This is a genomic window from Streptomyces sp. NBC_01352, assembly GCF_036237295.1.
GTDB classification, from domain to species: domain Bacteria; phylum Actinomycetota; class Actinomycetes; order Streptomycetales; family Streptomycetaceae; genus Streptomyces; species Streptomyces plumbiresistens.
In genome coordinates this window covers 8,985,323-9,009,951 of sequence record NZ_CP108354.1, presented here as the reverse complement: position 1 = coordinate 9,009,951, position 24,629 = coordinate 8,985,323, and the positions used below count along the sequence as shown (strand labels likewise).

Here is a 24,629-nt window from a genome sequence, read left to right as displayed (position 1 = left end):
CGGCATGTTTCGCCCCGACCCGTTCCTTTTGCCAAGGGTTAACTCGCACCTCTTGACGGCCCTCGACGGCGTTCCCACTATGTTCCTCATAGCGCAACCCATCGTGCATTGCGCAACAGCAGAGGAGCTTGGTCGTGCCACACGAGGTCCGTGCCGTAGTCGCTGTGAAGAAGGGCGCACCCGTCGAGGTGCAGACGATCATCGTCCCCGACCCGGGTCCGGGAGAGGTGCTCGTCGCCGTGCAGGCCTGCGGGGTCTGCCACACGGACCTGCACTACCGGGAAGGCGCGATCAACGACGACTTCCCGTTCCTGCTGGGCCATGAGGCGGCCGGCACGATCGAGGCGGTCGGGGAAGGGGTCACGGACCTCAAGCCCGGCGACTACGTGGTGCTGGCGTGGCGCGCGCCCTGCGGTTCCTGCCGTTCCTGTCGCCGCGGCCGCCCCTGGTACTGCTTCGACTCCCGCAACGCCACCCAGCCGATGACCCTGATGGACGGCACCCCGCTCAGCAACGCCCTCGGCATCGGCGCCTTCGCCGAGAAGACCCTGGTCGCGGCGGGACAGGCCGTGAAGATCAACCCGGCGGCCCGCCCCGAAGCCGCCGGCCTGATCGGCTGCGGGGTGATGGCCGGTTACGGCGCCGCGGTCAACACCGGCAAGGTCGGCCGTGGCGACTCGGTCGCCGTCATCGGCTGCGGCGGCGTCGGCAACGCGGCCATCGCGGGCGCCTGCCTCAACGGCGCCATGAAGGTCATCGCCGTGGACATCGACGACAAGAAGCTCGACCAGGCGGAGAAGTTCGGCGCCACACACACCGTCAACTCCCGAGGCACGGACCCGGTCGAGGCGGTCCGCGCACTCACCGACGGCCACGGCGTGGACATCGCGATCGACGCGGTGGGCCGCCCGGAGACCTTCAAGCAGGCCTTCTACATGCGCGACCACGCGGGTCTGCTGGTCCAGGTGGGCGTGCCCTCCCCCGAGATGAAGGTCGAGCTCCCGCTGATCGACGTCTTCTCGCGCGGCGGCGCCATCAAGTCGTCCTGGTACGGCGACTGCCTGCCGAGCCGCGACTTCCCGTTCCTCATCGACCAGTACCTGTACGGACTGCTGGACCTGAACGCCTTCGTCAGCGAGACCATCGCGCTCGACCAGGTCGAGGAGGCCTTCGCCAAGATGCACCGCGGTGAGGTGCTCCGCTCGGTGGTGGTCCTGTGAGCGACAAGGACCACGCGGTACGCATCGACCGGGTCGTCACGAAGGGCACCTTCAGCCTGGACGGCGAGACCTTCGACGTCGACAACAACGTCTGGCTGGTCGGCGACGACGAGCAGGTGCTGATCGTCGACGCCGCCCATGACGCCCGTGCCATCCACGAGGCGGTCGCGGGCCGGCATGTCACCGCCATCGCCTGCACCCACGCCCACGACGACCACGTCGACGCGGCGGCCGAGCTCTCCGTCCTGACCGGGGCGCCGGTCCTGCTGCACGCCGACGACCACGAGCTGTGGTCCCACACGCACCCCGGCCGCAAAACGGACGGCGAACTGACCGACGGCCGGATCCTGACCGTGGCCGGCATCGAGGTCCACGTCATCCACAACCCCGGGCACACCTGGGGCAGCTGCTCGCTGTACGTCCCGTTCCTGAACGCCGTGTTCACCGGCGACACGCTCTTCCACGGCGGCCCCGGTGCCACCGGCCGCTCCTACTCGGACCGCCCCACCATCGAGGCGTCCATCCGCAACCGGCTGCTCACCCTGCCCGGCGACACCGCCGTCCACACGGGGCACGGCCAGGACACAACGATCGCCGCCGAGCGGCCCAACGTGCCCGCCGTATAAGCGACTTCCCCGTCCCCCTGCCATCCCCGCCACCGCAAGGAGGGGCATGTCCAGCACGCCCGAAAACCACCCTCACTCCCCCCGTGTGGTCATCGTCGGCGCCGGCATCGTCGGCTGTTCCCTCGCCGACGAGCTGACCGCCCGCGGCTGGACCGACGTCACCGTCCTGGAACAGGGCCCGCTGCCCGCCCCCGGCGGCTCCACCTCGCACGCGCCCGGCCTCGTCTTCCAGACCAGCCCGTCGAAGACGCTCGCCGAGTTCGCCAAGTACACGGTCGAGAAGTTCGTCTCCCTCGAAGTGGACGGCCTTCCCTGCTTCAACCAGGTCGGCGGCCTGGAGCTCGCCACGACCCCGGAGCGCCTCGCCGAACTGCACCGCAGGGCCGGTTACGCCGCCGCCTGGGGCATCCGCGGCGAGATCGTCAGTGGCGCCCGCTGCAAGGAACTCTGGCCGCTGCTCGACGAGTCGGTGGTGCTCGGCGGCTTCCACACCCCCGACGACGGCCTCGCCCGCGCCCTGCTCGCGTCCCACGCCCAGATGGACAGGGCCACCGAGAGGGGTGCCCGCTTCCTGGAACGCCACACGGTCACCGGGATCGAGCGGGAAGCCGGCCGGGTCACCGCCGTCGTCACCGACCGGGGCACCTTCCCCGCCGACCACGTCGTCTCCGCGGCCGGCTTCTGGGGCCCGGTCATCGCCCGCATGGCGGGCATCGACATCCCCCTGCAGCCGCTCGCGCACCAGTACGCGAAGACCAAGCCTCTCCCCGAACTCCAGGACCACGAGGCGGAGGCCTCCAGGCCGATCCTCCGCTTCCAGGACCGTGACCTCTACTTTCGCGAGCACACCGACCGCTTGGGCATCGGCTCCTACGCCCACAAGCCCCTGCCGGTCGACCCGTTCGCGGTCCTGCCGTACGACGAGGCCCGGGCGCAGAACCTGGACATGCCCTCCTCCTTCCCCTTCACCGAGGAGGACTGGGCACCGAGCTGGGAGGACTGCCGCTGGCTGGTCCCCGCCCTGCGGGACGCCGAGATCGAGGCCGGCTTCAACGGCGTCTTCTCCTTCACCCCGGACGGCATGCCGGTCCTCGGTGAGTCCCGGCAGCTGCGCGGCTTCTGGCTGGCCGAGGCCGTGTGGGTCACCCACTCCGCCGGTGTGGCGAAGGCCGTCGCCGAGTGGATGGTCGACGGACGGCCCGCCCTCGACCTGCACGAATGCGACCTCACGCGTTTCGAGGAAGTGCAGCGTTCACCGTCGTACGTCCGTGAACGCGGTTCACAGCAGTTCGTCGAGGTGTACGACGTCCTCCACCCGCTCCAGCCGATGGAGCAGCCGCGTCCCCTGCGCGTCAGTCCCTTCTACGCCCGTCAGCAGCAGCTCGGCGCGTACTTCCTGGAGGGCGGCGGCTGGGAGCGCCCGCACTGGTACGAGGCGAACGCGCCCCACGCCGAAGGACTGGAGCTCCCCGAGCGCGACGCCTGGTCGGCCCGGTACTGGTCCCCGATCGCGGCCGCCGAAGCGAAGGCAACCCGCGAAAAGGTCGCGCTCTACGACATGACCCCCCTGCGGCGCCTCGAAGTCACCGGCCCCGGAGCGCTCGACTTCCTGAACCGCATGACCACCAACAACCTCCGCAAGAAGCCCGGCGCGGTCACCTACACCCTCCTGCTCGACGAGACCGGCGGCGTCCGCTCCGACCTCACCGTCGCCCGCCTCGCCCCCGACCGCTTCCAGGTCGGCGCCAACTCCCCCGCCGACCTCGACTGGCTCGCCCGGTACGCCCCGGACGACGTCCACCTCAAGGACATCACCTCCGGCACCTGCTGCATCGGCGTCTGGGGTCCCCTCGCCCGGGACCTCGTCCAGCCCCTGACCCGCGACGACTTCTCGCACGAGGCCTTCGGGTACTTCCGCGCGAAGGAGACGTACCTCGGGCACGTCCCGGTGACGGCGATGCGCCTGTCGTACGTCGGCGAGCTCGGCTGGGAGCTGTACACCACCGCCGACCTGGGCCTGCGCCTGTGGGACACGCTGTGGGAGGCCGGCCAGGACCTCGGCGTGATCGCCGCCGGCCGCTCGGCCTTCAACTCCCTGCGCCTGGAAAAGGGGTACCGGGCCTGGGGCACCGACATGACCGACGAGCACTCCCCGTACGAGGCGGGCGTCGGCTTCGCGGTCCGCGCCGACAAGGAGTTCGTGGGGCGCGAGGCGCTCACCGACGCGCCCCTCACCCGCAAGCTCACGCCCCTCCTCCTCGACGACCCCGCCGCGGTGGTCCTCGGCAAGGAGCCGGTCTACGTCGACGGCGCCCCCGCCGGCTACGTGACGAGCGCCGCGTACGGCTACACGCTCGGCCGCTGCATCGCGTACGCGTGGCTGCCTGCCGGACTCACCACCGGCACCGGCGTCCACATCGAGTACTTCGGCGAGAAGGTCCCGGCGACGGTCGCCGAAGAGCCCCTCTTCGACCCGAAGATGACCCGCATCCGCCGATGACGACCACTGTCGATCACGACCGCTGTCGATGACTGACGCACCCCCAGGAGGCATGCAGTGTCCCCCACTTACGACGTGATCGTCATCGGTCTCGGCGGCATGGGCAGCGCCGCCGCCCACCATCTGTCCGCGCGCGGCGCCCGCGTGCTGGGCCTGGAGAAGTTCGGCCCGGTGCACAACCGGGGCTCCAGTCACGGCGGTTCACGGATCACCCGGCAGTCGTACTTCGAGGACCCGGCGTACGTTCCGCTTCTGCTGCGCGCCTACGAGCTGTACGAGGACCTGCAGCGGGCCACCGGCCGGGAGATCGCGATCCTCCCCGGCGGCGTGATGGTCGGCCGCCCCGACTCCCGGACCGTCTCCGGCTCGCTGCTCTCCGCCCAGCAGTGGGACCTCCCGCACGAGATGCTGGACGCGAAGGAGATCCGCCGCCGCTTCCCGACGCTCTCGCCCAAGGACGACGAGGTGGCGCTCTTCGAGAAGAAGGCCGGTCTCGTACGGCCCGAGAACACCGTCGCCGCGCACCTCCAGCTCGCCACCCGGCAGGGCGCCGACCTGCACTTCGAAGAGCCGATGACCCGCTGGGAGCCGTACAAGGACGGTGTCCGCGTCCACACGGCGGAGAACACCTACACCGCCTCCCAGCTGGTGATCTGCCCGGGCGCGTGGGCGCCGCAGCTGCTCACCGACATCGGGGTGCCGTTCGCCATCGAGCGGCAGGTCATGTACTGGTTCCAGCCGACCGGCGGTGTCCAGCGGTTCGTCCCCGAGAACCACCCCATCTACATCTGGGAGGACGCGGCCGGCGTCCAGGTCTACGGCTTCCCGTCCATCGACGGCCCCGACCTCGGCGCCAAGGTCGCCTTCTTCCGCAAGGGCGAGGTCACCACCCCGGAGACCATCGACCGGACGGTCCACGAGGACGAGATCAAGGCGATGGCCGACCACATGGCCGGCTGTATCCCCGACCTCCCCGGCACCTTCCTCAAGGCCGCCACCTGCATGTACTCCAACACCCCGGACGAGCACTTCGTCATCGCCCGACACCCTGCGCACCCCGAGTCGGTGACCGTGGCCTGCGGGTTCTCCGGGCACGGCTTCAAGTTCGTGCCCGTCGTCGGCGAGATCCTCGCCGACCTGGCCCTGACCGGCACCACCGAGCACCCCATCGGCCTGTTCGACCCCTCCCGCCTCGCCGCCGCGCCCGCCTGAGGAGCCCGCCCGTGACGACGACCCCCGCCCCCGAGAGCCCGCTCTCCGAGGCCCACCCGATCTCCCCCAGCCTGATCGCCACGCTGCCCGGGAACTACTACACCGACCCGGAGATCTTCCGGCAGGAGCAGGAGCACCTGTTCGAGTCGATGTGGTTCTGCGCCGTGCGCAGCGCCGACCTCGCCAAGCCGGGTGCCTTCCGCACCGTCCAGGTCGGCCGCGAGAGCGTGCTCGTCACGCGCGGCCGCAAGGGCGAGCTGCGCGCCTTCCTCAACGTCTGCCGTCACCGCGGTGCCCGGCTGTGCATGGAGGAGTCCGGCGAGGTCCGGCGCAACCTCCAGTGCCCGTACCACGCATGGACGTACGACCTCGACGGCAAGTTGATCGCCGCGCCCAACCTGATCAAGATGCCGGACGTCGACCGGGTCGAGTACGGATTGATCAAGGTGTCCCTGCGCGAATGGCTCGGCTACGCCTGGGTGTGCCTGGCCGACGAACCGCCCTCCTTCGAGGAGACGGTCATGCACGCCGCCGTGGAGCGGCTCGGCGACGTGGCGGCGATCGACCACTACGGCACCGAGAACCTCGCACTCGGCAAGCGGATCGTGTACGACGTGAAGGCGAACTGGAAGCTGATCGTCGAGAACTTCATGGAGTGCTACCACTGCGCGACCATCCACCCCGAACTCACGGAGGTGCTCCCGGAGTTCGCCGACGGCTACGCGGCCCAGTACTACGTGGGCCACGGCGCCGAGTTCGGCGAGGAGGTCAAGGGCTTCACGGTCGACGGCAGCGAGGGCTTCGCCAAGCTGCCCTCGGTCTCCGAGGACCAGGACCGCCGCTACTACGCCATCACGGTGAAGCCGACGGTGTTCATCAACCTCGTACCGGACCATGTCATCCTGCACCGCATGTTCCCGATGGCCGAGGACCGCACGGTCGTCGAGTGCGACTGGCTGTACGCGCCGGAGGTGGTGGAGTCCGGGGCGGACCTGTCGAAGTCGGTGGAGCTCTTCCACCGGGTGAACGAGCAGGACTTCGAGGCCTGTGAACGGACGCAGCCGGCGATGGCCTCCCGGGCGTACCGCCGCGGTGGTGTGCTGGTCCCCAACGAGCACCACATCGGGATCTTCCACGACTGGCTGATCCGCCGACTCGACAAGGGCGGCGCCTCGCCAGTGTGATCGGCACCACATCGGCAAGCGTTTCTGAATGACTCCAGAGGAACTGGGCAGGCGCTCCCACCCATGTCACGTCAACAGCCTGACCGGTCATAGGGGGTGCCGGCACCAGACGTCCGGCACGCACGACAAGGAGCACAGACTTCATGTCCGAGCAGGAGACATACGACTACGTGGTCGTCGGCGGCGGCACGGCGGGATCGGTCGTCGCGTCCCGCCTCACCGAGGACCCGCAGGTGAGCGTGGCGGTCATCGAGGGCGGCCCGTCCGACGTGGACCGGCCCGAGGTGCTGACGCTGCGCCGCTGGCTCGGCCTGCTCGGCAGCGAACTCGACTACGACTACCCGACCACCGAGCAGCCGCGCGGCAACTCCCACATCCGCCACAGCCGCGCCCGGGTGCTCGGCGGCTGTTCGTCCCACAACACCCTCATCAGTTTCAAGCCACTTCCGTCCGACTGGGCTCAGTGGGTGGAGGCCGGCGCCGAGGGCTGGGACGCGGCCTCCATGGATCCGTACTACGACCGGCTGCTGAACAACATCGTCGCGGTGGACGAGAAGGACCGGAACGCCATCGCCCGCGACTTCGTCGAGGCCGCACAGCAGGCCACCGGCGTGCCGCGGGTCGAGGGCTTCAACAAGGAGCCGTTCGCCGACGGCGTCGGCTTCTTCGACCTCGCCTACCACCCCGAGACCAACAAGAGGTCGTCCGCCTCGGTCGCCTACCTCCACCCCTTCCTCGACCGGCCCAACCTCCATCTGATGCTGGAGACCTGGGCCTTGCGCCTGGACCTGGACGGGGACCGCGTCACGGGCGTGCGGGTGCGCACCGCCGACGGCGCGGAGAAGACCGTCGTCGCGGCGCGCGAAGTGATCGTCTGCGCCGGGGCCGTGGACACCCCGCGGCTGCTGCTGCTCTCCGGGATCGGTCCCAAGGACGACCTGGAAGCGCTCGGTCTGCCCGCCGTGCACGATCTGCCGGGCGTCGGCGAGAACCTGCTCGATCATCCCGAGTCGGTCATCGTGTGGGAGACTCACGGCCCCATACCGGAGAACTCGGCGATGGACTCCGACGCCGGCCTGTTCGTACGCCGGGATCCCGCGTCGCCCGGCCCGGACCTGATGTTCCACTTCTACCAGATCCCCTTCACCGACAACCCGGAGCGGCTGGGCTACGAGAAACCGCCGTACGGCGTCTCGATGACGCCCAACATCCCCAAGCCCCGCAGCCGCGGCCGCCTCTTCCTCACCAGCGCCGACCCGTCCGTCAAACCCGCGCTGGACTTCCGGTACTTCACCGATGAGGAGGACTACGACGCCCGGACGCTGGTGGACGGCATCCGTATCGCCCGCGAGATCGCCGGGACCGAACCACTGGCCTCCTGGCTGAAGCGCGAGGTCTGCCCCGGCCCCGAGGTCACCGGTGACGAGGAGCTCAGCGAGTACGCTCGCAAGGCCGCGCACACGGTGTACCACCCGGCCGGCACCTGCCGGATCGGGGCCTTTGACGATTCGATGGCCGTGGTCGGCCCCGACCTGCGTGTGCACGGCCTGCGCGGCGTGCGGATCGCCGACGCCTCCGTCTTCCCCAGTATCCCCGCCGTCAATCCGATGATCGGGGTCTTCATGGTCGGCGAGAAATGCGCCGACCTGCTCATTCGGCCGACGAACCCGGGAGTCGACGCCTGATGTCCACCACCCTGTCCAAAGAACCGGCCAGAGAGCCGGCACCCGAACCCACCGGCGCCCCGCCGGTCTTCTCCATACGCAATCTCTGGAAGGTCTTCGGGCCGAAGGCGGAGCGTGTGCCCGGCAGCGAGCTCGCCGACCTCCCGGCCGACGAGCTCCGCCGCAGCACAGGCTGTACGGTCGCCGTCCGGGACGTCTCCTTCGACGTGCACAAGGGCGAGGTCTTCGTCGTCATGGGCCTGTCCGGCTCCGGCAAGTCCACGCTCGTGCGCTGTCTGACCCGGCTCATCGAACCGACCTCCGGCACGCTGGAGATCGACGGCGAGGACGTCCGCGCGATGGACAAGGCCCGGCTGCGCGAACTGCGCCGCCACCGGGCCGCCATGGTCTTCCAGCACTTCGGCCTGCTCCCGCACCGCACGGTCCTCGACAACGTGGCCTACGGCCTGGAGATCCAGGGCCTCGGCAAGCCGGAGCGCCGTGCGCTGGCCATGAAGGTGGTCACCAAGGTCGGCCTGGAGGGCATGGAGCACCGCCGTCCGGCCCAGCTCTCCGGTGGTCAGCAGCAGCGTGTCGGGCTGGCCCGCGCGCTCGCCGTCGACCCCGAAGTCCTGCTCTTCGACGAGCCGTTCAGCGCGCTCGACCCGCTGATCCGCCGCGACATGCAGGAGGAGGTGATCCGCCTGCACCACGAGGAGGGCCGCACGATGATCTTCATCACCCACGACCTCAGCGAGGCCCTGAGGCTCGGCGACCGCATCGCGCTCATGCGTGACGGCGAGATCGTGCAGTGCGGCACCCCCGAGGAGATCGTCGCGCAGCCCGCCGACGACTACGTCCGCGACTTCGTCCGCGATGTGCCCCGCGAGCAGGTCATCACGGTGCGCACCGCCATGCGCGCCGGGGGCTGCGGCGGCTCGGACCACCCCGGTTCCCTCGCCCCGGACACGATCGTCGCCGCCGCCATCGAGATCGTCGCCCGCAGCGGAGCAGCCGCCTGTGTGGTGGAGGACGGCGAATGCCTGGGCGTGGTCGACCACGAGAACCTGCTGGCGGTCGTCGCGGGCATCGGCTCCGAACGGGCGGCGGTGAGCTGACGATGAGCACCCTCATACCCGAGAGACCGGCTCCTGAGAAGACCGGTTCCCCGCCGGGCGGGTCCCAGGGACCCGCCACTCGCTCGCTCCTGCTGCGCCGGCTGTCGGTGATGTCCCCGCTCGCCCGCCGGCTCTCCGCACTGGCCGCGCTCGCCGTGGTGCTGGTGCCGTTCGCCGCCGTCCTGTGGGGCAGCGGGGCGTGGCCTGGCGAGCTGGGCGTGGACGTGTCCGGGCCGCTGGACGACCTGAGCCAGTGGATCGTCGACAACCGCGACACCAGCCCGATCTTCCTCTACTTCCTGCTGCACATCAGCAACACGTCCGTCGACGCCGTCGACGGGGTGTACTCCGTCCTGGACGGCCTCGGCTGGCCCGGCGTCACGGCGGCCGCGGTACTGCTCGCCTGGTGTGCCGGCGGCGCGAGTCGTGCCGGGCTGAAGGTGGCCGCCGTCGCGCTGGGCGCCTTCGCCGGATGCGGTCTGCTCGGCATGTGGGATCCGGCGATGCTGACGCTGGCCCTGATGACCGTCGCGGTCGCCGTCTCCGTGGTGGTGGGCTTCGCGCTCGGCCTCGCCGCCGGTCTGTCGCGTCCCGTGGACCGGGCGCTGCGCCCCGTCCTCGACACCATGCAGGTGCTGCCGGCCTTCGCCTACCTGCTGCCCTTCGTCCTGGTCTTCGGCACCGGCTCGCCGGCGGCCCTCCTCGCCACCGTCATCTACGCGGCTCCGCCGATGGCCCGGCTCACCGCCCTCGGGCTGCGCGACGCGGACCCGTCCGTGCTGGAGGCCTCGGCCTCCCTCGGCGCGAGCTCCCGCCAGCAGTTGCTGAAGGCACGGCTGCCGCTGGCCCGCAAGGAACTCCTCCTGGGCCTCAACCAGACGATCATGATGGCCCTGTCCATGGTCGTCATCGCCTCCGTGATCGGCGCCGGCGGACTCGGCGACGAGGTGTACTCGGCGCTGTCCACGGTCGACGTCGGAGCGGCGCTCGCCGCGGGCATCCCGATCGTCCTGATCGCCGTCTGGCTCGACCGCACGACGGAGGCCGCGGGAGAGCGGATCGGTGCGCCTCCCACCGCCGACGGTCCCCGGCTCCTGCGCGGCGGCCCGGCCTGGGCGGTGGCCGCCGTCGGCACGGTCCTCGCGTTCGCCGTGGGCAAGGTCGCGGGCGCGACCCAGTGGCCCGCGGGCTGGACGGTCGACATCTCGGGGTCCGTCAACTCCTTCCAGGAGTGGACGGTGGACAACGTGCACGCCGGGGTTCCCGTCCTCGGCGGTACGGAGGTATGGGCGTCCAACTTCACCGTCTGGATCCTCAACCCGCTGCGGGACGTGCTCCAGGGAGCCCCCTGGTGGTCGCTGCTGCTGCTCGTCGCCGCCCTCGCACTGCTGGTGGGCAACTGGCGCAACGCGCTGGGCGCGACGGCCGCACTCGCCGCCACCGGGGTGCTCGGCGTCTGGGGGAACACCCTGGACACGCTGTCCCAGGTGCTGGCCGCCCTGGCCCTGACGCTGCTCCTCGGCGTCGCCGTCGGCATCCTCGCCGCCCGCGTCGGCTGGGTGGAACGGGTGCTCAGGCCGGTCCTCGACGTCCTCCAGACCCTGCCGCAGTTCGTGTACCTCATCCCGGTCGTCGCACTGTTCGGGGTGGGCCGTGCCGCCGCCATCACCGCGGCCGTCGCCTATGCCCTGCCCGCCGTCGTCCGCATCACCACCCAGGGTCTGAAGAAGACCGACCCGGCAGCCCTGGAGGCCGCCCGCTCACTCGGCGCCACCGGAGCCCAGCAACTGCGCCAGGTGCAGCTGCCGCTCGCCCGGCCCGCGCTGCTGCTCGCCGTCAACCAGGGCGTGGTGCTGGTGCTCGCGGTCGTCATCGTCGGCGGTCTCGTCGGCGGCGGCGCCCTCGGCTACGACGTCGTCTTCGGCCTGTCCCGCGGCGACCTCGGCGTCGGCCTGGTCGCGGGCGCGGCCATCGTCTGTCTGGGTCTGGTCCTCGACCGGGTCACCCAGCCCACCGTCCGCGAGACGGACCACTGATCCCCGGCCCCGCACGTCCGGCCCCCGTTCCGCCCTTGCATTTTCTGAGAGTTGAGGAAGAAACCCATATGCTCCACACCCACAACAGACAGCGCCGTGTCCTGCGCACCTCGCTCACCCTCATCGCCGGACTCGGCCTGACCGTCGCCGTCACCGGCTGTGGTGCCGCCGACACCGGCAAGTCCAGCGGCGCGGGCAGCACCGACAGCCTCACGCTCACCGTGCCCTCCTGGGTGGGTGCCGAGGCCAACGTGGCCGTCGCCAAGTACGTCCTGGAGACCGAGCTCGACTACAAGGTCAACACCAAGCAGATGGGCGAGGTCATCGCCTGGGACGCGCTGAGCAAGGGCACGATCGACGCCGTCCTGGAGGACTGGGGCCACCCGGAGCAGGAGGCGCAGTACGTCACCAAGCAGAAGACCGTCGTCTCCGGCGGCGACCTCGGGGTCACCGGCCACATCGGCTGGTTCGTCCCCAAGTACTGGGCGGACGCGAACCCGGAGGTCACCACCTACAAGGGTCTCAACAAGTACGCCGACCAGCTCAAGACCTCGGAGAGCGGCGGCAAGGGCCAGCTCCTGGAGGGCTCGCCCGACTACGTGACCTTCGACGACGCCATCATCGGCAACCTCGACCTGGATCTGAAGACGGTCTACGCGGGCTCCGAGGCGGCCCAGATCACCCAGATCCAGCAGAACTACAAGGCCAAGAAGCCCTTCCTCACCTACTGGTGGACCCCGCAGTGGCTCAACGCCCAGGTGGATCTGGTCGAGGTGAAGCTCCCCGAGTACAAGGAGGGCTGCGACGCCGACCCGAAGAAGGTGGCCTGCGCCTACCCCAACACGCCCCTCCAGAAATGGCTCAACGCCGACTTCGCCAAGGACGGCGGCAAGGCGGCCGCGTTCCTCAAGGCCTTCAAGTGGACCGCGGAGGACCAGAACGAGGTCGCCAAGATGATCACCCAGGACAAGCTGTCCGCCGACGAGGCCGCGAAGAAGTGGGTCGAGGCCAACCCGGACGCCGTCAAGGGCTGGCTGGCGTAGCCGAAGCCGTGGGACGGCCGGCCGGGTTCGCATGGCCCCGGCCGGCCCCCCGCAGCACGCCCAACGTCCTCAGCACCCGTACAACCGAATGAAGAACACGAGGGAAGGTACGGAATGCCGGACCTGTTCATCGGCGGCACATGGGCCGCCCCGCGCGACGAACGGACCCGCGAGATCCGCTGCCCGGCCGACGGCAGTCTGGTCGCGGTCGTCGACGAGGCGGGCGGCAAGGACACCGTCGAGGCCATCGCCGCCGCCCGGCGGGCCTTCGACGAGGGCCCCTGGCCGCACACGTCCGCCGCCGAGCGCGGCGATCTCCTGCTCCGCGTGGCCGACCTGCTGGTGCGCGACAAGGCCGCCCTCGCCCGCGCCGAGTCCCTCGACACCGGAAAGCGCCTGGTGGAGAGCGAGTACGACATCGATGACATCGTCGCGTGCTTCCGGTACTTCGGACGGCTGATCGCCACCGAGACGGGACGAGTGATCGACACCGGCGTGCCGAACGCGGAAAGCCGCGTGGTGTACGAGCCGGTGGGCGTGTGCGCCCTCATCACGCCGTGGAACTATCCGCTGCTGCAGACCGCCTGGAAGGTCGCCCCGGCACTGGCCGCGGGCAACACCTTCGTCCTGAAGCCGAGCGAGCTGACCCCGCACACCGCGATCCATCTGATGCGACTGCTCGAGGAGGCGGGTCTACCCGAGGGCGCCGGCAACCTGATCCTGGGCGCGGGGCCGGAGGCGGGCGCTCCGCTGGGCGACCATCCGGACGTGGACCTGGTGTCGTTCACCGGCGGGCTGCAGACCGGGCGCCGTCTGATGGCCGCCGGGGCCGCCACGGTGAAGAAGGTCGCGCTCGAACTCGGCGGCAAGAACCCGAACATCGTGTGCGCCGACGCCGACTTCGAAACGGCCGTCGACATGGCGCTGACCGCGGTGTTCCTGCACTCGGGGCAGGTCTGCTCGGCGGGGGCGCGGCTGCTCGTGGAGGACTCGCTGCACGACCGGTTCGTCGACGAGGTCGTCCGCCGCGCGTCGGCCATCCGGCTCGGCGGTCCGTTCGACGAGCAGGCCCAGACCGGGCCGCTGATCTCCGCGGCGCACCTGGCCAAGGTGGAGGCGTACGTGGCGGGCGGTCTCGCGGAGGGCGCGGTGCTGCGCTGCGGTGGCGCCCGTCCCGAAGGGCTCGACCAGGGGTTCTACTATCTGCCGACCGTGCTGGACGACTGCGTCGCGTCGATGTCCGTGGTCCAGGAGGAGTCCTTCGGGCCGGTGCTGACCGTGGAGCGGTTCGCCGACGAGGACGAGGCGGTGCGGCTCGCCAACGACACGATCTACGGCCTCGCCGGCGCGGTGTGGACCCGAGACGAGGCCAAGGCCGCGCGGATGGCGTCCCGGCTGCGGCTCGGCACGGTCTGGATCAACGACTACCACCCCTATGTCCCGCAGGCGGAGTGGGGCGGCTTCAAGCAGTCGGGTACGGGCCGTGAGCTGGGCCCCGCCGGGCTCGCCGAGTACCGGGAGCCCAAGCACATCTGGCGCAACACCAGCCCCGCACCGCAGGGCTGGTTCGACTGATCACCTGACGCTCAGTCATGCCCCTTGCGGCGCGGGGCGCTTGAACATCCGCGTCGCCGTGATCTCACTGTGCACCGCTTCACCTTCTCCGGCCGGGGCCTGCTGAGGCAGTCCCGGCCGGAGGTGTTCCTCCACGCTGATGTACTTCAGCCCGGCGCGCAGGTCGGCGTCGTTGCGCAACCTGATGACCAGTGGGAACTCCGCGAGCGCGGTGGTGTCGAACAGGCCGGTGGTGTAGAGGAGCTGGACGCCCAGCGCGTCCGACACGGCCCGCTGGAGCTCCAGCAGGTAGGTGGCGTTGGCGCGCCCGATCGGGTTGTCGAGGAACAGCGTGCCGGCGTGCCGGTGCTTGTCGCGTCCCCGGTCGTTCGAGCGCAGCGCCGCCATCGTGCAGTACAGGGCGATGGCGGCCGTCAGCAGCTGCCCACCGGAGAACACGTCGCCCATCTGCCCGACGGGCACCCGCTCGGCGCGCAGGACGGCGTCCGGCTTGAGGATCTCGACGGCGACGCCCTTGGGACGGAGCGCCGCGCCGACCCCGCGCAGCAGCAGGGACATGCCGTCGCGCCGCAGGTCGGAGTTCTTCTTGACGGCGGCCCGGGTCGCCTCGTCGATGACCTCGCCGAGCCGCTCGGTGAGGGTGGCCTGGTCGGGTTCCTCGAAGCGGATGCGCAGGAACTCCTGCCCGGACCACTCGCCGAGCCCTTCGGGCAGCCGGGAGAGCCGCTGGGCGGACCGCAGGGTGGCGAGCGCCGACTCGACGAGCCCTCGCAGGCGGTCCACGATCGAGTCCCGGTTGCGTTCCAGTTGCTCCAACTCGTCGGTGAGAACGCGGAGTCGGGGTGCGAAGGCGTCGGCCCACTTCTGGGCGTGCTCGGGCAGCGCGGAGGCGGGCAGTTCGCGGATCTGCTGCCGGGCGGGGGTGCGGACCTGCTCGTAGCGGGTGGAGTTGGCGTGCCGGACGAGGATGTCGCTCGCCTCGCGCACGGCGGCCTCGGCGGTCGACAGGTCGGCGGCGCAGCCGCGCAGGGACCGGCGGGCCTCAGCGGCGGCCTGCCGGGCCTCCTCCGGGCTGCCGGGGTACGGCTCGGTCTCCTCCTGATCCTCCTCCGAGGTGTGCTCGCGCAGCAGGTCGCGGAGCATCGCGGCGATCTCGTCGAAGCCGCCGGCCGCGTCCTCGGCGGCCCGGTGCGCGTCGAGGAGTTCGGCGTGCGCCTGCCGGGCCTGACTCAACGCGTCGGTGCGTGAGGCGAGTTCGGCCGTGGCCGTGCGCAGCAGCGCCTGGGCGTGCTCGGCGTCACGCGGCCGCAGTTCCTCCGGCAGGTCGGTGTGTGCCTCGCCGTCCTCGGGCGCGTGCCGCTCGGCCTCGCCGCGCAGCCGCCCGAGCTGCTCGCTCGCGTGGGACATGCGGGTCTCCAGGAGCTGCACCAGCTCGTCGGCCCGCGCGACGGCGGCCTGCCGGGACGGGCCGTCGGAGCCGTCGGGCGACTGGAGCAGCTGCTCCGCGCGCGTGCGGACCTTGTTGCTCAGCCGGTCCAGGTCGGCGCGCGCCGCGCTCTCGTCGCTCTCCGCCCGCGCCTGCTCGGCCCGCAGATCGGCGCCGACGCCGACCTTCTCGTACAGCTGGGAAGCGGCCCGGTAGGCCTCGCGGAAGGCCGGCAGGGACGCCGTCGGATCCGCCGCGTCGCTCTGCGGTACGTCGTCGGGGGCGCCCGCGATCTCGGAGCGCTCGGCCCGCAGCGCGCGGGCGGTGCGGCGGGCGTCGTCGGCGGCGCGCTGGGCGGCACGCCGGTCCTCGTCGGCGGCGCGGGCACGGTCCAGCAAGGACTGGGCGCGGGCCTCCGACTCGGTGGCCTCGTCGGCGAGTTCGCGCAGCTTGACCTGCCAGCCCGCCCGCTCCCGCAGCCGGAAGGCGAGCCCGGCGAGGGCGTCGGCGGCGCGCCGCGCCTTCTGGGCCGCCTCCTGCCGCTCGTCCCGCACCTGCGCGGCCTCGGCGGCTGCTTCGTCGGCCTCGGCCCGCACGGTCCGTGCCTCGGCGAGTTCGGCCTCGGCCTCCTCGGAGAACGCCCGCGTGTCCCGAGCGGCCTGGGCCAGCTCGACGAGCCGCCCGGCCGGGCAGCCGGTGCGCCAGGAGGCGAGCCTCGCCGACAGCTCCCGGTCCTTGCCGAGCCGCGCCGCGAGCGCCCGGATCTCCTCGTCCCGCTCGGTGGCCCGCGCGCGCAGCGCCTGGCGCTCCTCGTCGGCGGCGTGCTCGTCGTGCATGGCCGGGTTGGGCGGTACGAGGAAGACGGACTCGTTCTCGGAGTCGGGGGCCGGCGTCGGCGCGAGGAGGGCGGCCGCCGTACCGACCGCCACGGCCGACCGTGGCAGCAGCGCGGCGTCGCTCAGCGCCTCGCGGGCACGCGCGTGCGTGTCGGGGTCGGTGATGATCACGCCGTCGACCAGTTCCGGCCGGGCGGCCAGCACGCGCGCGTGGTCGGCGGGGTCGACGGCCTGCGCGAGGTAGCGCCAGCCGGGCAGTGCGGGAATGCCGTGCTCGCCGAGGTACTCGACGGTCGCCAGCACGTCCGGGCCGGGCGGCAGCAGTCCGCCGTCACCGAGGGCACCGAGGATGCGGGCGTCGTCGGCGGCGGCCGTACGCAGCTCGAAGAGCTGCCGCTCGGCGGAGGAGACCGCGTCGTCGAGCAGCTCGCGCAGTTCGTCGGCGAAGCGGTCGAGGTCCTCGGGGGTGAGAGCGCCCGGGTTGCCGTCGTCCGGGTCCTGTCGGGGCTGCGGTACCACGGAGGTGCGCGTGTGGCCGCCCGTCAGGCTCAGCAGTTCGGCCAGCCGCTCCTCGACAGCGAGGGCCTCGGCGAGGCGCCGCTCGGCCTCGTAGGAGCGTGCGGCAGCCGTGGCCGCGTCCTCCGCACGCGCCGCCGTCAGCTCCGCGCGGGACTCGGCCGCGGCGGCTTCGCGTGCGTGCTCGGTGGCCCGGTGCGAGGCCTCGCGTGCGGTGTCCCAGGCGGCGACCGCGGCCTTCTCGGCGTCGCTGGCGGCGAGGGCCGCGCGCGCGGGGTCGGCGTCGGGCGCGCTGTCGTCGAGCCAGCCCGCGCGCACCGCCTCGGCGGTCTCCTGCTCGACCTCGGTCAGCCGCTGGCGCAGATGTCCGGCCTCGCTGCGGGCGCGCTGGGCCTCGGTGGCGGCGGAGGTGGAGTCCCGGTACGCGGAGTCGCTGACCTCCTGGAGGGCGGCGGAGCGCTCCTCCTCCTCGTTGGCGAGGGTCTCGGCGCCCGCTGCGGCCGCGTGCAGGGCCCGTACGAGATCGACGGCGGCCCTGGCCCGGGCGGCCAGCGCGGGCGCAGCGTCACGCTCGGCCTCCTGGATCGCGGCGGCCACGCGCGCGACCCGGTCGGCGGCGGCGCGGTGGCGCAGCACCGCCTCGGCGGCCTGCCAGGCGGAGTGCAGCGTGCGTGCGTCGGCGAGCTCACGCTTCTGCGCGGCCGCCGACTTCTCGGCGCCGGCCAGCGCCAACGAGGCGTGCCGGAAGGCGAGCTCGGCGGCGATCAGCGCGCTGCGCTCCCGGGCCGCCTCGGAGTGCGTGACGGCGTACGCGGCGGCGGTGACCCGCTGGGCGAGGTCGCCGGCTCGTACGCGTTCCTTGGCGCCGCGCGCGGACAGCCGCCGCGCCAGGGTCCGCGTACGGCGCTCGGCCCCGGAGTGGATGTCACGCGCGCGCGAGCGGGCCTCGGCCGCCTCGACGATCCGGCCGAGCAGGTCCACCGACCCGGCGGTGAACTCGCGTTCGGCGATCAGCTCGGCACGTCGCCCCAGCTTGTTGCCGAAGCCGCTGACCAGGTCGGCGAGGCCGTCGGTGTCGCGGGTGTCGGTCACCGCGCGCAGCAGCAGGTCGGTGAAGTCGGAGTCCTTCTTGACCGCGAAGAGGCCGGCGGCCTCACCCTCGTCGGCGTTCATCTCCCGCTGGTAGCGGAAGAGTTCCGGGTCGAGGCCGAGGTCGCCGAGGTGCTCGATCCACCGGTCGTGGATCTCCTCCCAGTGCACCTCCAGATGCGGGTACGCCTTTCCCGCCTCGGTGAGGGCGTCCCGGAAGCCCTTCATGGTCCGCCGACGCCCCTGGGCACCCGACTGGCCCTCGACGGACGGCCGTACGGCGGTGGACTCGGCGACGGGGAGGTTGTCCAGGCTCAGACCGGGGCCGGGGCGGAAGGAGTACCAGGCCTCGGCGAACTTACGCGGGTCGTTGGAGACCTGACGCCCGCGCCACTCACTCACCTTGCCGACCACGACGCACTCGCCGGTCAGCACGTGCTGCCACTCCAGCGCCACGTGACCGCAGTCGTCCGCGAGCAGGAACTTGCGCAGCACGCCGGAGCTCGCGCCGCCGAGGGTGTTGCGGTGGCCCGGCAGCATCACGGAGAAGATCAGCTTCAGGAGGACGGACTTGCCGCCGCCGTTCTCCAGGAAGAGCACACCCGCGGGCGCGGGCCGGCGCGGCGGGCCGACCGGCTCCTCCTCGAAGAACTCCGCCTGGGCGGGCGCGGGGTCGGGCACGGGCTCGCCCACACCGCGCAGGTCGAGCACGGTGTCGGCGTAGCGCGCACCGGCGGGCCCGATGGAGTAGAGGCGGACGCGGGACAGCTCGTACATGGCGGACTCTCGTAAGTCTTCGGCAGTCTTCGGCAGGTGGGGGGTCAGGACTGTGCGGGTGCGTGGAACGGCAAACCGGCGTCGGCCACCAGGTCCAGGTCGTCGGTGTCCTCGGGCGGCAGCAGCGTCGGCGTCCCGTCGGTCACCGGCACGACACCCAGCTCCAGCAACTCGGCCATCGCGGCACTGCCCGCCATGTCCCGCACCTGGAGCTGGTAGCGGGCCGTGGTGCGGTACGTACCGCCGTTGTCGTCACCGGTCCGCTGCAGGAACCCGGAGTCGGTGAGGAAGGCGACGGCCTTGCCGACGATGCCGGTCGTGGAACCGGCGAGCCGGCGCGCGTCCTTGGTGGCACCGGTCGCGCTGCGTCTGACCCAGATCCGCCAGGCGGCCTCCAGACCGGGCGCGTCGGTCGCCGGGTCGGTGTTCTCGCCCTGCTCCTCGGCCCGCTCCTCCAGACGCCGGCACGCCTGCCGTACGAACGCGTCGACGCCGTTGACCGAGACGCGCCCGATGTACCCGTCGTCGGCGAGATCCTCCGGCCGCGGGAACGCCATGGCGGCGACGGCGAGATGCGCCAGCCCGTGCAGGAACCGGTCCCCGCCGTCGGCGGACGTCCGGCGCGCGTAGTCGCCCATCCGCACGGCGAACACCGAGTCCTCGGCGGCCGTCACGGCCATCCCCGCACGCGGGGACACCTCCAGCACGACCAGCCCCAGCCCGGCCGCCACCGCATCGGCGAGCCGCGCGAACGGCGGGTCCTCGCGGTAGCGCCGCAGCAGTTCCGTGTACTCCTGATCGCGCGCGGGCTGCAGTTTGGGCTGCAACCCGAAGGCGACGAGCCGCGCCGCGTCGGCGGCGTCGGCGGGCGTGACGGGCGCGGTCGCCGAAGGGGCCGGGGCCTCCGTGTCACTCCACTCGACGTGCTCGGTCACGACGACAACTCCCTGAACTTGTAAGCGACGGCAAGGATGGCGCACCTAGGGGCGCGGGGCTGTGACATGTGCGGCTCCGCCGCGTGGGCGCGACCAGCCACGTACGGCCCGCAGTCGGCAATGAACATCACGCTGCCTCCGTCCGCCCCGCAGCCATCCCCACCGCATCCAACAAGGCCGTCCCCACGATCAGATCGGCCCCACCGAACTCCGGGTCGTCCAACTCCACCCCGTCATCCACGGCGAACAACAACTTCTCCTCGCCCTGCCGGTACGCCGTACCGACCGGCGGACTGGCCGCATGGACCGCCAACAACGCGACGAGGTAAGGCAGATCAGGATCCTGCCGCCGAGCCTCCGCAAGCAGTCCCGACAGCCTCCGCGGCGCATCCGCCGGCAGATCCAGCAACTCCATCGCGGCAGCGAGTTGCTCCTCGCTGAACCGACTGTCGTCCGGCGTGGCGATGAGATCCGGCTCCGGCATCTCCGCGCCCAGATGCTCCCGTTCCATCGGCGGCGTCAGCAATATGTCGACAAGGTCACCCACCCGCACCGACACCGGCGTACGCAGCCCCGTCCCGCTCGCGAAGAACGCGTCGGTGACCCGAACCGCCTGCTCCAAGGGCAGTGGCAGTACCGGCGCGAGCAGGTGCCCGTACAGATCCGTCCCCGACGTCGTCATCGGCGTGGCGAACGCCTGCCGGTCCTGCTCGGCGCGGAAGAGCGGTCCCGCCTCCAGCAGCCGGGACTGCAACTGCGTGTGCCGCCGGATGCAGTCCTTCACGATGTCCACCAGCTCGGCGGCACGCCGCTTCTGCTCCGGGTCCTCGGACTCGTCGCGCGCCTTGCGGATGTTGGTGAGGATCGCGTTCTCGTGGCGGTACCGGTCGGCCACATGGTCGAGGGCCTCGGCGATCATGTCGGGCACGGTGGTGAGCCAGTCCACCGCCCGGACGTTGCGCCGGGTCGCGTCCAGCGCCCTGCGCAGGGTCTCCGAGTACTGGACCGTGCGGTACCGGGCCTGTTCGGCGGCCAGCTGGGCGTCGGCGAGGCGGCCCCGGCTGATCAGCACCTCCAGCTTGACCTCGGCGGCGATCTGCGCACTGGTGACATCGGTGTCCAGGGCGCCCACGAGGACGTTGACCGCCTCGTCCGTCGTACGGAGATAGACCGAGCCGCCGGGGCCTGGGACCTCCTCGATCAGCTTGAAGTCGTAGTCGCGGCGCACATACGTGCCGTCCTGCGCGAAGGTGCCGTATACGGCCCGGAAGCCGCGGTCCACGCTGCCGACGTTGATCAGGTTCTCCAGGACCCAGCGGGCCACCCGCTCGTGCTCGGCGACGGGCCGCTGCGGGGCCTGGGCGGCGATGCGGGGGATGAGCCGGGCGACGATCTGGTCGTGGTCGGCGCCGGTGTCGAAGTCCATGTTCAGAGTGACCAGGTCGATGGCCGCGAGGGCCACCTCCGCCATGCCGTACACCGAGTACTCGCCCGCGAGGTTGGCCTTGCGTGCGTCGAGGTCGTGCAGCGGCGCGGTGCAGGCGAGCGCGCGCAGCCGCCGCGCCAGTCCCTCGTCGGCGGCCGGGCCCGGTGCGGGGCGCGGCCCCGCGCTGAGCTGGGGCGGAACGCTGTCCGTCGATGCAGGCGAAGTCACGGTGCACAGACTAGGTCCTCGGTCTGACAACGACCCAAACGGCGCGGATCGCCTCCGGCGGTTGGCAGGACGCCTACCGGTTGTTCTCCGGGTGCGGGTCTGTGGGGGCTTGTCGCGCCCACGCGGCGGAGCCGCATATCGATACAGCCCCCGCGCCCCTAAGGAGCCCCCTCCTCGCCCACCCGCCGCCGGTAGACCTCGACCACTCGCTCCAGCGAGTCTCCGAGGTACACCGCGAGCAGTTTCTCGGCCTCGCCCTTGTCCCCCGCCTGCAGCGCCCGAAGGATCTGCTGGTTGCGTGCGAGGTACGGCTCGTGCAGCCGGCGCGGGTCGTCCACCACGTGGAAGGCGAGGCGCAGTTCGGCGAAGACGCTGCGCATCAGCTCGCTCGTACGGTCGCTCTCCGCGAGCGCGACCAGTTCCCGGTGGAAGTGGATATTGGCCGTACCCAGCACTTTCCAGTCACCTTCGCGCGCCGCCCGCTGCCCTTCGGCCACGGCCTCCGCCAGCCCGTCCAGGGCGTACGGCGGCTCGCCGAGTCCCCGTACGACAGCGCACTCGACGAGGCCGCGGGTGCGGTAGATGTCCTCCACGTCCTCGACGGTCAGCACGCGGACGAAGACGCCCCGGTTCAACTCGTGGACGAGCAGGCGTTCGTGCGTGAGCAGCCGGAACGCCTCGCGCAGCGTGTTGCGGGAAACGCCGAGCGCACCGCCGATGCTGTCCTCGGACAGCCGGGTCCCGGGCGGGAAGAACCCCTCGGCGATACGGCTCCTGAGGATGTCCGAAACCCGTTCTGCCGTGCTCGTGCGGCCCAGGAGGGCTCGGTCGTCGGCCAGTCCCGCAAGCTGCTCTGCCATGCCCGGAATTCAATCGCAGATACAAGAACGAAACAACATGGGTATTGAAGGATCGTTCAACGATCCTCTACCTTGCTACGAACGGCGCCGTCCCCGCTCGACGACGCCACAGCTTCCGCACGCCTCAGCTTCCGCACGGCACGCTTCCGCACGGCACGGCTCACTTCTCACGCACCCTCCGTCCTCCCTCTGCGAGGTGCCCATGAGCACGACCCCTCCACCGCAAGCCCTCACCCCCGACGCACAGTCGGCAACGGGCGAACGCCCCGACGACGACGGGGCGTTGGCCTGGCTGCGCGCCCTCGGACCGCGTGGCCGGCGCGCCTTCGCGGGTGCGTTCGGCGGCTATGCCCTGGACTCCTACGACTACTTCACGCTGCCGCTGAGCATGGTGGCGCTGGCCGCGTACTTCGGCCTGGACAGCGGCCAGACCGGCCTGTTCACCACCGTCACCCTCGTGGTCTCCGCGATCGGCGGTGCTCTGGCGGGCGTGCTGGCCGACCGGATCGGCCGCGTCAAGGCACTGATGATCACGGTGATCACCTACGCGGTCTTCACGGTCGCCTGCGGTTTCGCGCCCAACTACGAGACGCTGCTGGTCTTCCGCGCCCTCCAGGGCCTCGGCTTCGGCGGCGAGTGGGCGGTCGGCGCGATCCTGGTCGCCGAGTACGCGAGCGCCAAGCACCGGGGCCGCACGCTCGGCGCGATCCAGAGTTCCTGGGCCGTCGGCTGGGCGCTCGCCGCGATCATGTACACGCTGGTCTTCTCGTTCGTCGGCGACGACCTGGCCTGGCGGATCATGTTCTGGACCGGCGCGCTGCCCGCACTGCTGGTCATCTGGATGCGGCGCCGGGTGCAGGACGCGCCGGAGGCGATCGCCGTACGGGAGCGGAGCACCAACAAGGGCTCGTTCGCGGCGATCTTCAAGCCCGGCATGCTGCGCACGACGTTCTTCGCCGTCCTGCTCTCCACCGGCGTCCAGGGCGGCTACTACACCCTCGCCACCTGGGTGCCCACCTACCTGAAGACCGAGCGCGGCCTGTCCGTCGTCGGCACCGGCGGCTACCTGACGTTCCTGATCTCCGGCGCGTTCCTCGGCTACCTCACCGGCGGCTACCTCACCGACCGGCTGGGCCGCCGTCGCAACATCTGGCTCTTCGCACTGCTGTCGGCCGTGTGCATCCTGGCGTACGCGAACATCCCGGACGGCTCCAACACCCTGCTCCTGGTGCTCGGTTTCCCGCTCGGGTTCTGCATGTCGGCGATCTTCAGCGGCTTCGGGTCCTTCCTGAGCGAGCTGTACCCGACGGCGATTCGCGGCACGGGGCAGGGCTTCACGTACAACACCGGTCGCGCGGTGGGCGCCGTCTTCCCGACCACGGTCGGCTTCCTGGCCGACAGCTGGGGCGTGGGCGGCGCGCTGGTCTTCGGCGCGATCGGTTACGGCCTCGCTGCCCTGGCACTGCTCGGGCTGCCGGAGACGCGCGGAAAGGAGCTCGCGTGAACCGCACGGAACACCGCTCCCCGACCGTGACCAACGACCGGCCCCTCACCCTCGTCGACGAGCACGCGCACGCGTGGAGCCCGACAGACGCCCGGACCCGCTTTCGCGCGGGTCTCGCGGGACCCACCGCCGGGGTCGCGGCGGGCCACACCCAGGTCAACCTGATCTCGGTGCCCGCCGACTGGGCGTACGACATGCTGCTGTTCTGCCAGCGCAACCCCAAGGCCTGCCCGGTGCTCGACGTCACGGACGCCGGCTCCTGGACCACCGTCCTCGCGGACGGCGCCGACCTGCGCACCGATCTGCCGCGCTACCGGGTGTGGCGGGACGGGGAGTTGGTGGACGAGCCGACGGACGTGCGCGCGTACTGGCGCGGTGACCTGGTGTCGTTCCTGATCGGCTGCAGCTTCACCTTCGAGTGGGCGCTGTCCGGGGCGGGCGTCCCGATCCGGCACATCGAGCAGGGCCGCAACGTCCCGATGTACGTGACCGGCCGCGAGTGCCGTCCGGCGGGCCGGCTGCACGGGCCGCTGGTGGTGTCGATGCGCCCGGTGCCGCCGGAGCACCTGCCGGCCGCCATCCGGGAGAGCAGCCTGCTCCCGGCGGTGCACGGCAGCCCCGTACACTGCGGCGACCCGTCGGCGTTGGGCATCGACGACCTCGGGAACCCGGACTTCGGGGAGCCGGTGGACGCCGAGCCGGACGACATCCCGGTCTTCTGGGCCTGCGGTGTGACCCCGCAGGCCGCGGTGATGGCCTCGCGCCCGCCGTTCGCCATCACCCACGCACCGGGACAGATGTTCCTCACCGACGCCCGCGACGAACAGTTCCGCGTGGCCTGAGAAGGAGTAAGG

The 24,629-nt window shown here is 71.4% G+C and carries 16 protein-coding genes; 12 read left to right on the top strand and 4 right to left on the bottom strand.

Annotated features, from left to right (window positions below; all coding sequences use genetic code 11):
- Window positions 1-134 precede the first annotated feature (134 nt).
- The 10 genes from OG252_RS41360 to OG252_RS41315 all read left to right on the top strand — a co-directional run bounded on the left by OG252_RS41360 (window position 135) and on the right by OG252_RS41315 (window position 14,178).
- Entirely contained in the window at window positions 135-1,220 is a 1,086-nt protein-coding gene (locus OG252_RS41360; protein WP_329342615.1) for an S-(hydroxymethyl)mycothiol dehydrogenase, read from the top strand.
- The gene (locus tag OG252_RS41355; RefSeq protein WP_266443282.1) at window positions 1,217-1,846 is read left to right on the top strand and encodes an MBL fold metallo-hydrolase; all 630 of its coding nucleotides are present in this window, start codon (window positions 1,217-1,219) and stop codon (window positions 1,844-1,846) included. The genes OG252_RS41360 and OG252_RS41355 overlap by 4 nt, the downstream gene beginning before the upstream one ends.
- Window positions 1,847-1,892: 46 nt before the next feature.
- Window positions 1,893-4,346: a GcvT family protein gene (locus OG252_RS41350; RefSeq protein WP_329342612.1), complete on the top strand. Its 2,454-nt coding sequence runs from the start codon at window positions 1,893-1,895 to the stop codon at window positions 4,344-4,346.
- A gap of 57 nt (window positions 4,347-4,403) precedes the next feature.
- Window positions 4,404-5,558: an N-methyl-L-tryptophan oxidase gene (gene solA, locus OG252_RS41345; RefSeq protein ID WP_266443277.1), complete on the top strand. Its 1,155-nt coding sequence runs from the start codon at window positions 4,404-4,406 to the stop codon at window positions 5,556-5,558.
- A gap of 11 nt (window positions 5,559-5,569) precedes the next feature.
- Window positions 5,570-6,742 carry an aromatic ring-hydroxylating oxygenase subunit alpha gene (locus tag OG252_RS41340; protein WP_329342609.1) on the top strand — a complete coding sequence of 391 codons (1,173 nt, stop codon included), beginning with the start codon at window positions 5,570-5,572 and terminating at the stop codon, window positions 6,740-6,742.
- A gap of 143 nt (window positions 6,743-6,885) precedes the next feature.
- The gene (locus OG252_RS41335) at window positions 6,886-8,427 is read left to right on the top strand and encodes a GMC family oxidoreductase (protein WP_266443271.1); all 1,542 of its coding nucleotides are present in this window, start codon (window positions 6,886-6,888) and stop codon (window positions 8,425-8,427) included.
- The gene (locus tag OG252_RS41330; RefSeq protein WP_329342607.1) at window positions 8,427-9,524 is read left to right on the top strand and encodes a quaternary amine ABC transporter ATP-binding protein; all 1,098 of its coding nucleotides are present in this window, start codon (window positions 8,427-8,429) and stop codon (window positions 9,522-9,524) included. Before OG252_RS41335 ends, OG252_RS41330 begins: the two co-directional genes overlap by 1 nt.
- A gap of 2 nt (window positions 9,525-9,526) precedes the next feature.
- Window positions 9,527-11,560, top strand: a complete 2,034-nt coding sequence (locus tag OG252_RS41325; RefSeq protein WP_406491577.1) for an ABC transporter permease subunit — start codon at window positions 9,527-9,529, stop codon at window positions 11,558-11,560.
- A gap of 68 nt (window positions 11,561-11,628) precedes the next feature.
- Window positions 11,629-12,603, top strand: a complete 975-nt coding sequence (locus tag OG252_RS41320) for an ABC transporter substrate-binding protein (protein WP_266443266.1) — start codon at window positions 11,629-11,631, stop codon at window positions 12,601-12,603.
- Between the two features lie 114 nt (window positions 12,604-12,717).
- A complete protein-coding gene (locus OG252_RS41315; RefSeq protein ID WP_329342604.1) occupies window positions 12,718-14,178 on the top strand; it encodes an aldehyde dehydrogenase family protein in 1,461 nt (486 codons plus the stop codon).
- 15 nt (window positions 14,179-14,193) lie between these two features.
- Here the strand turns inward: OG252_RS41315 and OG252_RS41310 are convergent, their stop codons facing one another.
- From OG252_RS41310 to OG252_RS41295, 4 genes are all read right to left on the bottom strand, one after another.
- Window positions 14,194-18,822 carry a hypothetical protein gene (locus OG252_RS41310; protein ID WP_329342602.1) on the bottom strand — a complete coding sequence of 1,543 codons (4,629 nt, stop codon included), beginning with the start codon at window positions 18,820-18,822 and terminating at the stop codon, window positions 14,194-14,196.
- A 44-nt stretch (window positions 18,823-18,866) separates the two neighbouring features.
- A complete protein-coding gene (locus OG252_RS41305) occupies window positions 18,867-19,757 on the bottom strand; it encodes a hypothetical protein (protein WP_329342600.1) in 891 nt (296 codons plus the stop codon).
- A 127-nt stretch (window positions 19,758-19,884) separates the two neighbouring features.
- Complete coding sequence (locus OG252_RS41300; RefSeq protein WP_266443256.1) at window positions 19,885-21,411, bottom strand: hypothetical protein; 1,527 nt, start codon at window positions 21,409-21,411, stop codon at window positions 19,885-19,887.
- A gap of 158 nt (window positions 21,412-21,569) precedes the next feature.
- Window positions 21,570-22,271 (bottom strand): GntR family transcriptional regulator, encoded by a 702-nt coding sequence (locus OG252_RS41295; protein WP_329342599.1) that lies wholly within the window; start codon window positions 22,269-22,271, stop codon window positions 21,570-21,572.
- A 202-nt stretch (window positions 22,272-22,473) separates the two neighbouring features.
- Between OG252_RS41295 and OG252_RS41290 the strand changes: the two genes are divergently transcribed.
- Both OG252_RS41290 and OG252_RS41285 read left to right on the top strand, forming a co-directional pair.
- Window positions 22,474-23,775: an MFS transporter gene (locus tag OG252_RS41290; RefSeq protein WP_329342597.1), complete on the top strand. Its 1,302-nt coding sequence runs from the start codon at window positions 22,474-22,476 to the stop codon at window positions 23,773-23,775.
- Window positions 23,772-24,617 (top strand): putative hydro-lyase, encoded by an 846-nt coding sequence (locus OG252_RS41285; protein ID WP_266443247.1) that lies wholly within the window; start codon window positions 23,772-23,774, stop codon window positions 24,615-24,617. Before OG252_RS41290 ends, OG252_RS41285 begins: the two co-directional genes overlap by 4 nt.
- The last annotated feature ends 12 nt before the right edge of the window (window positions 24,618-24,629 follow it).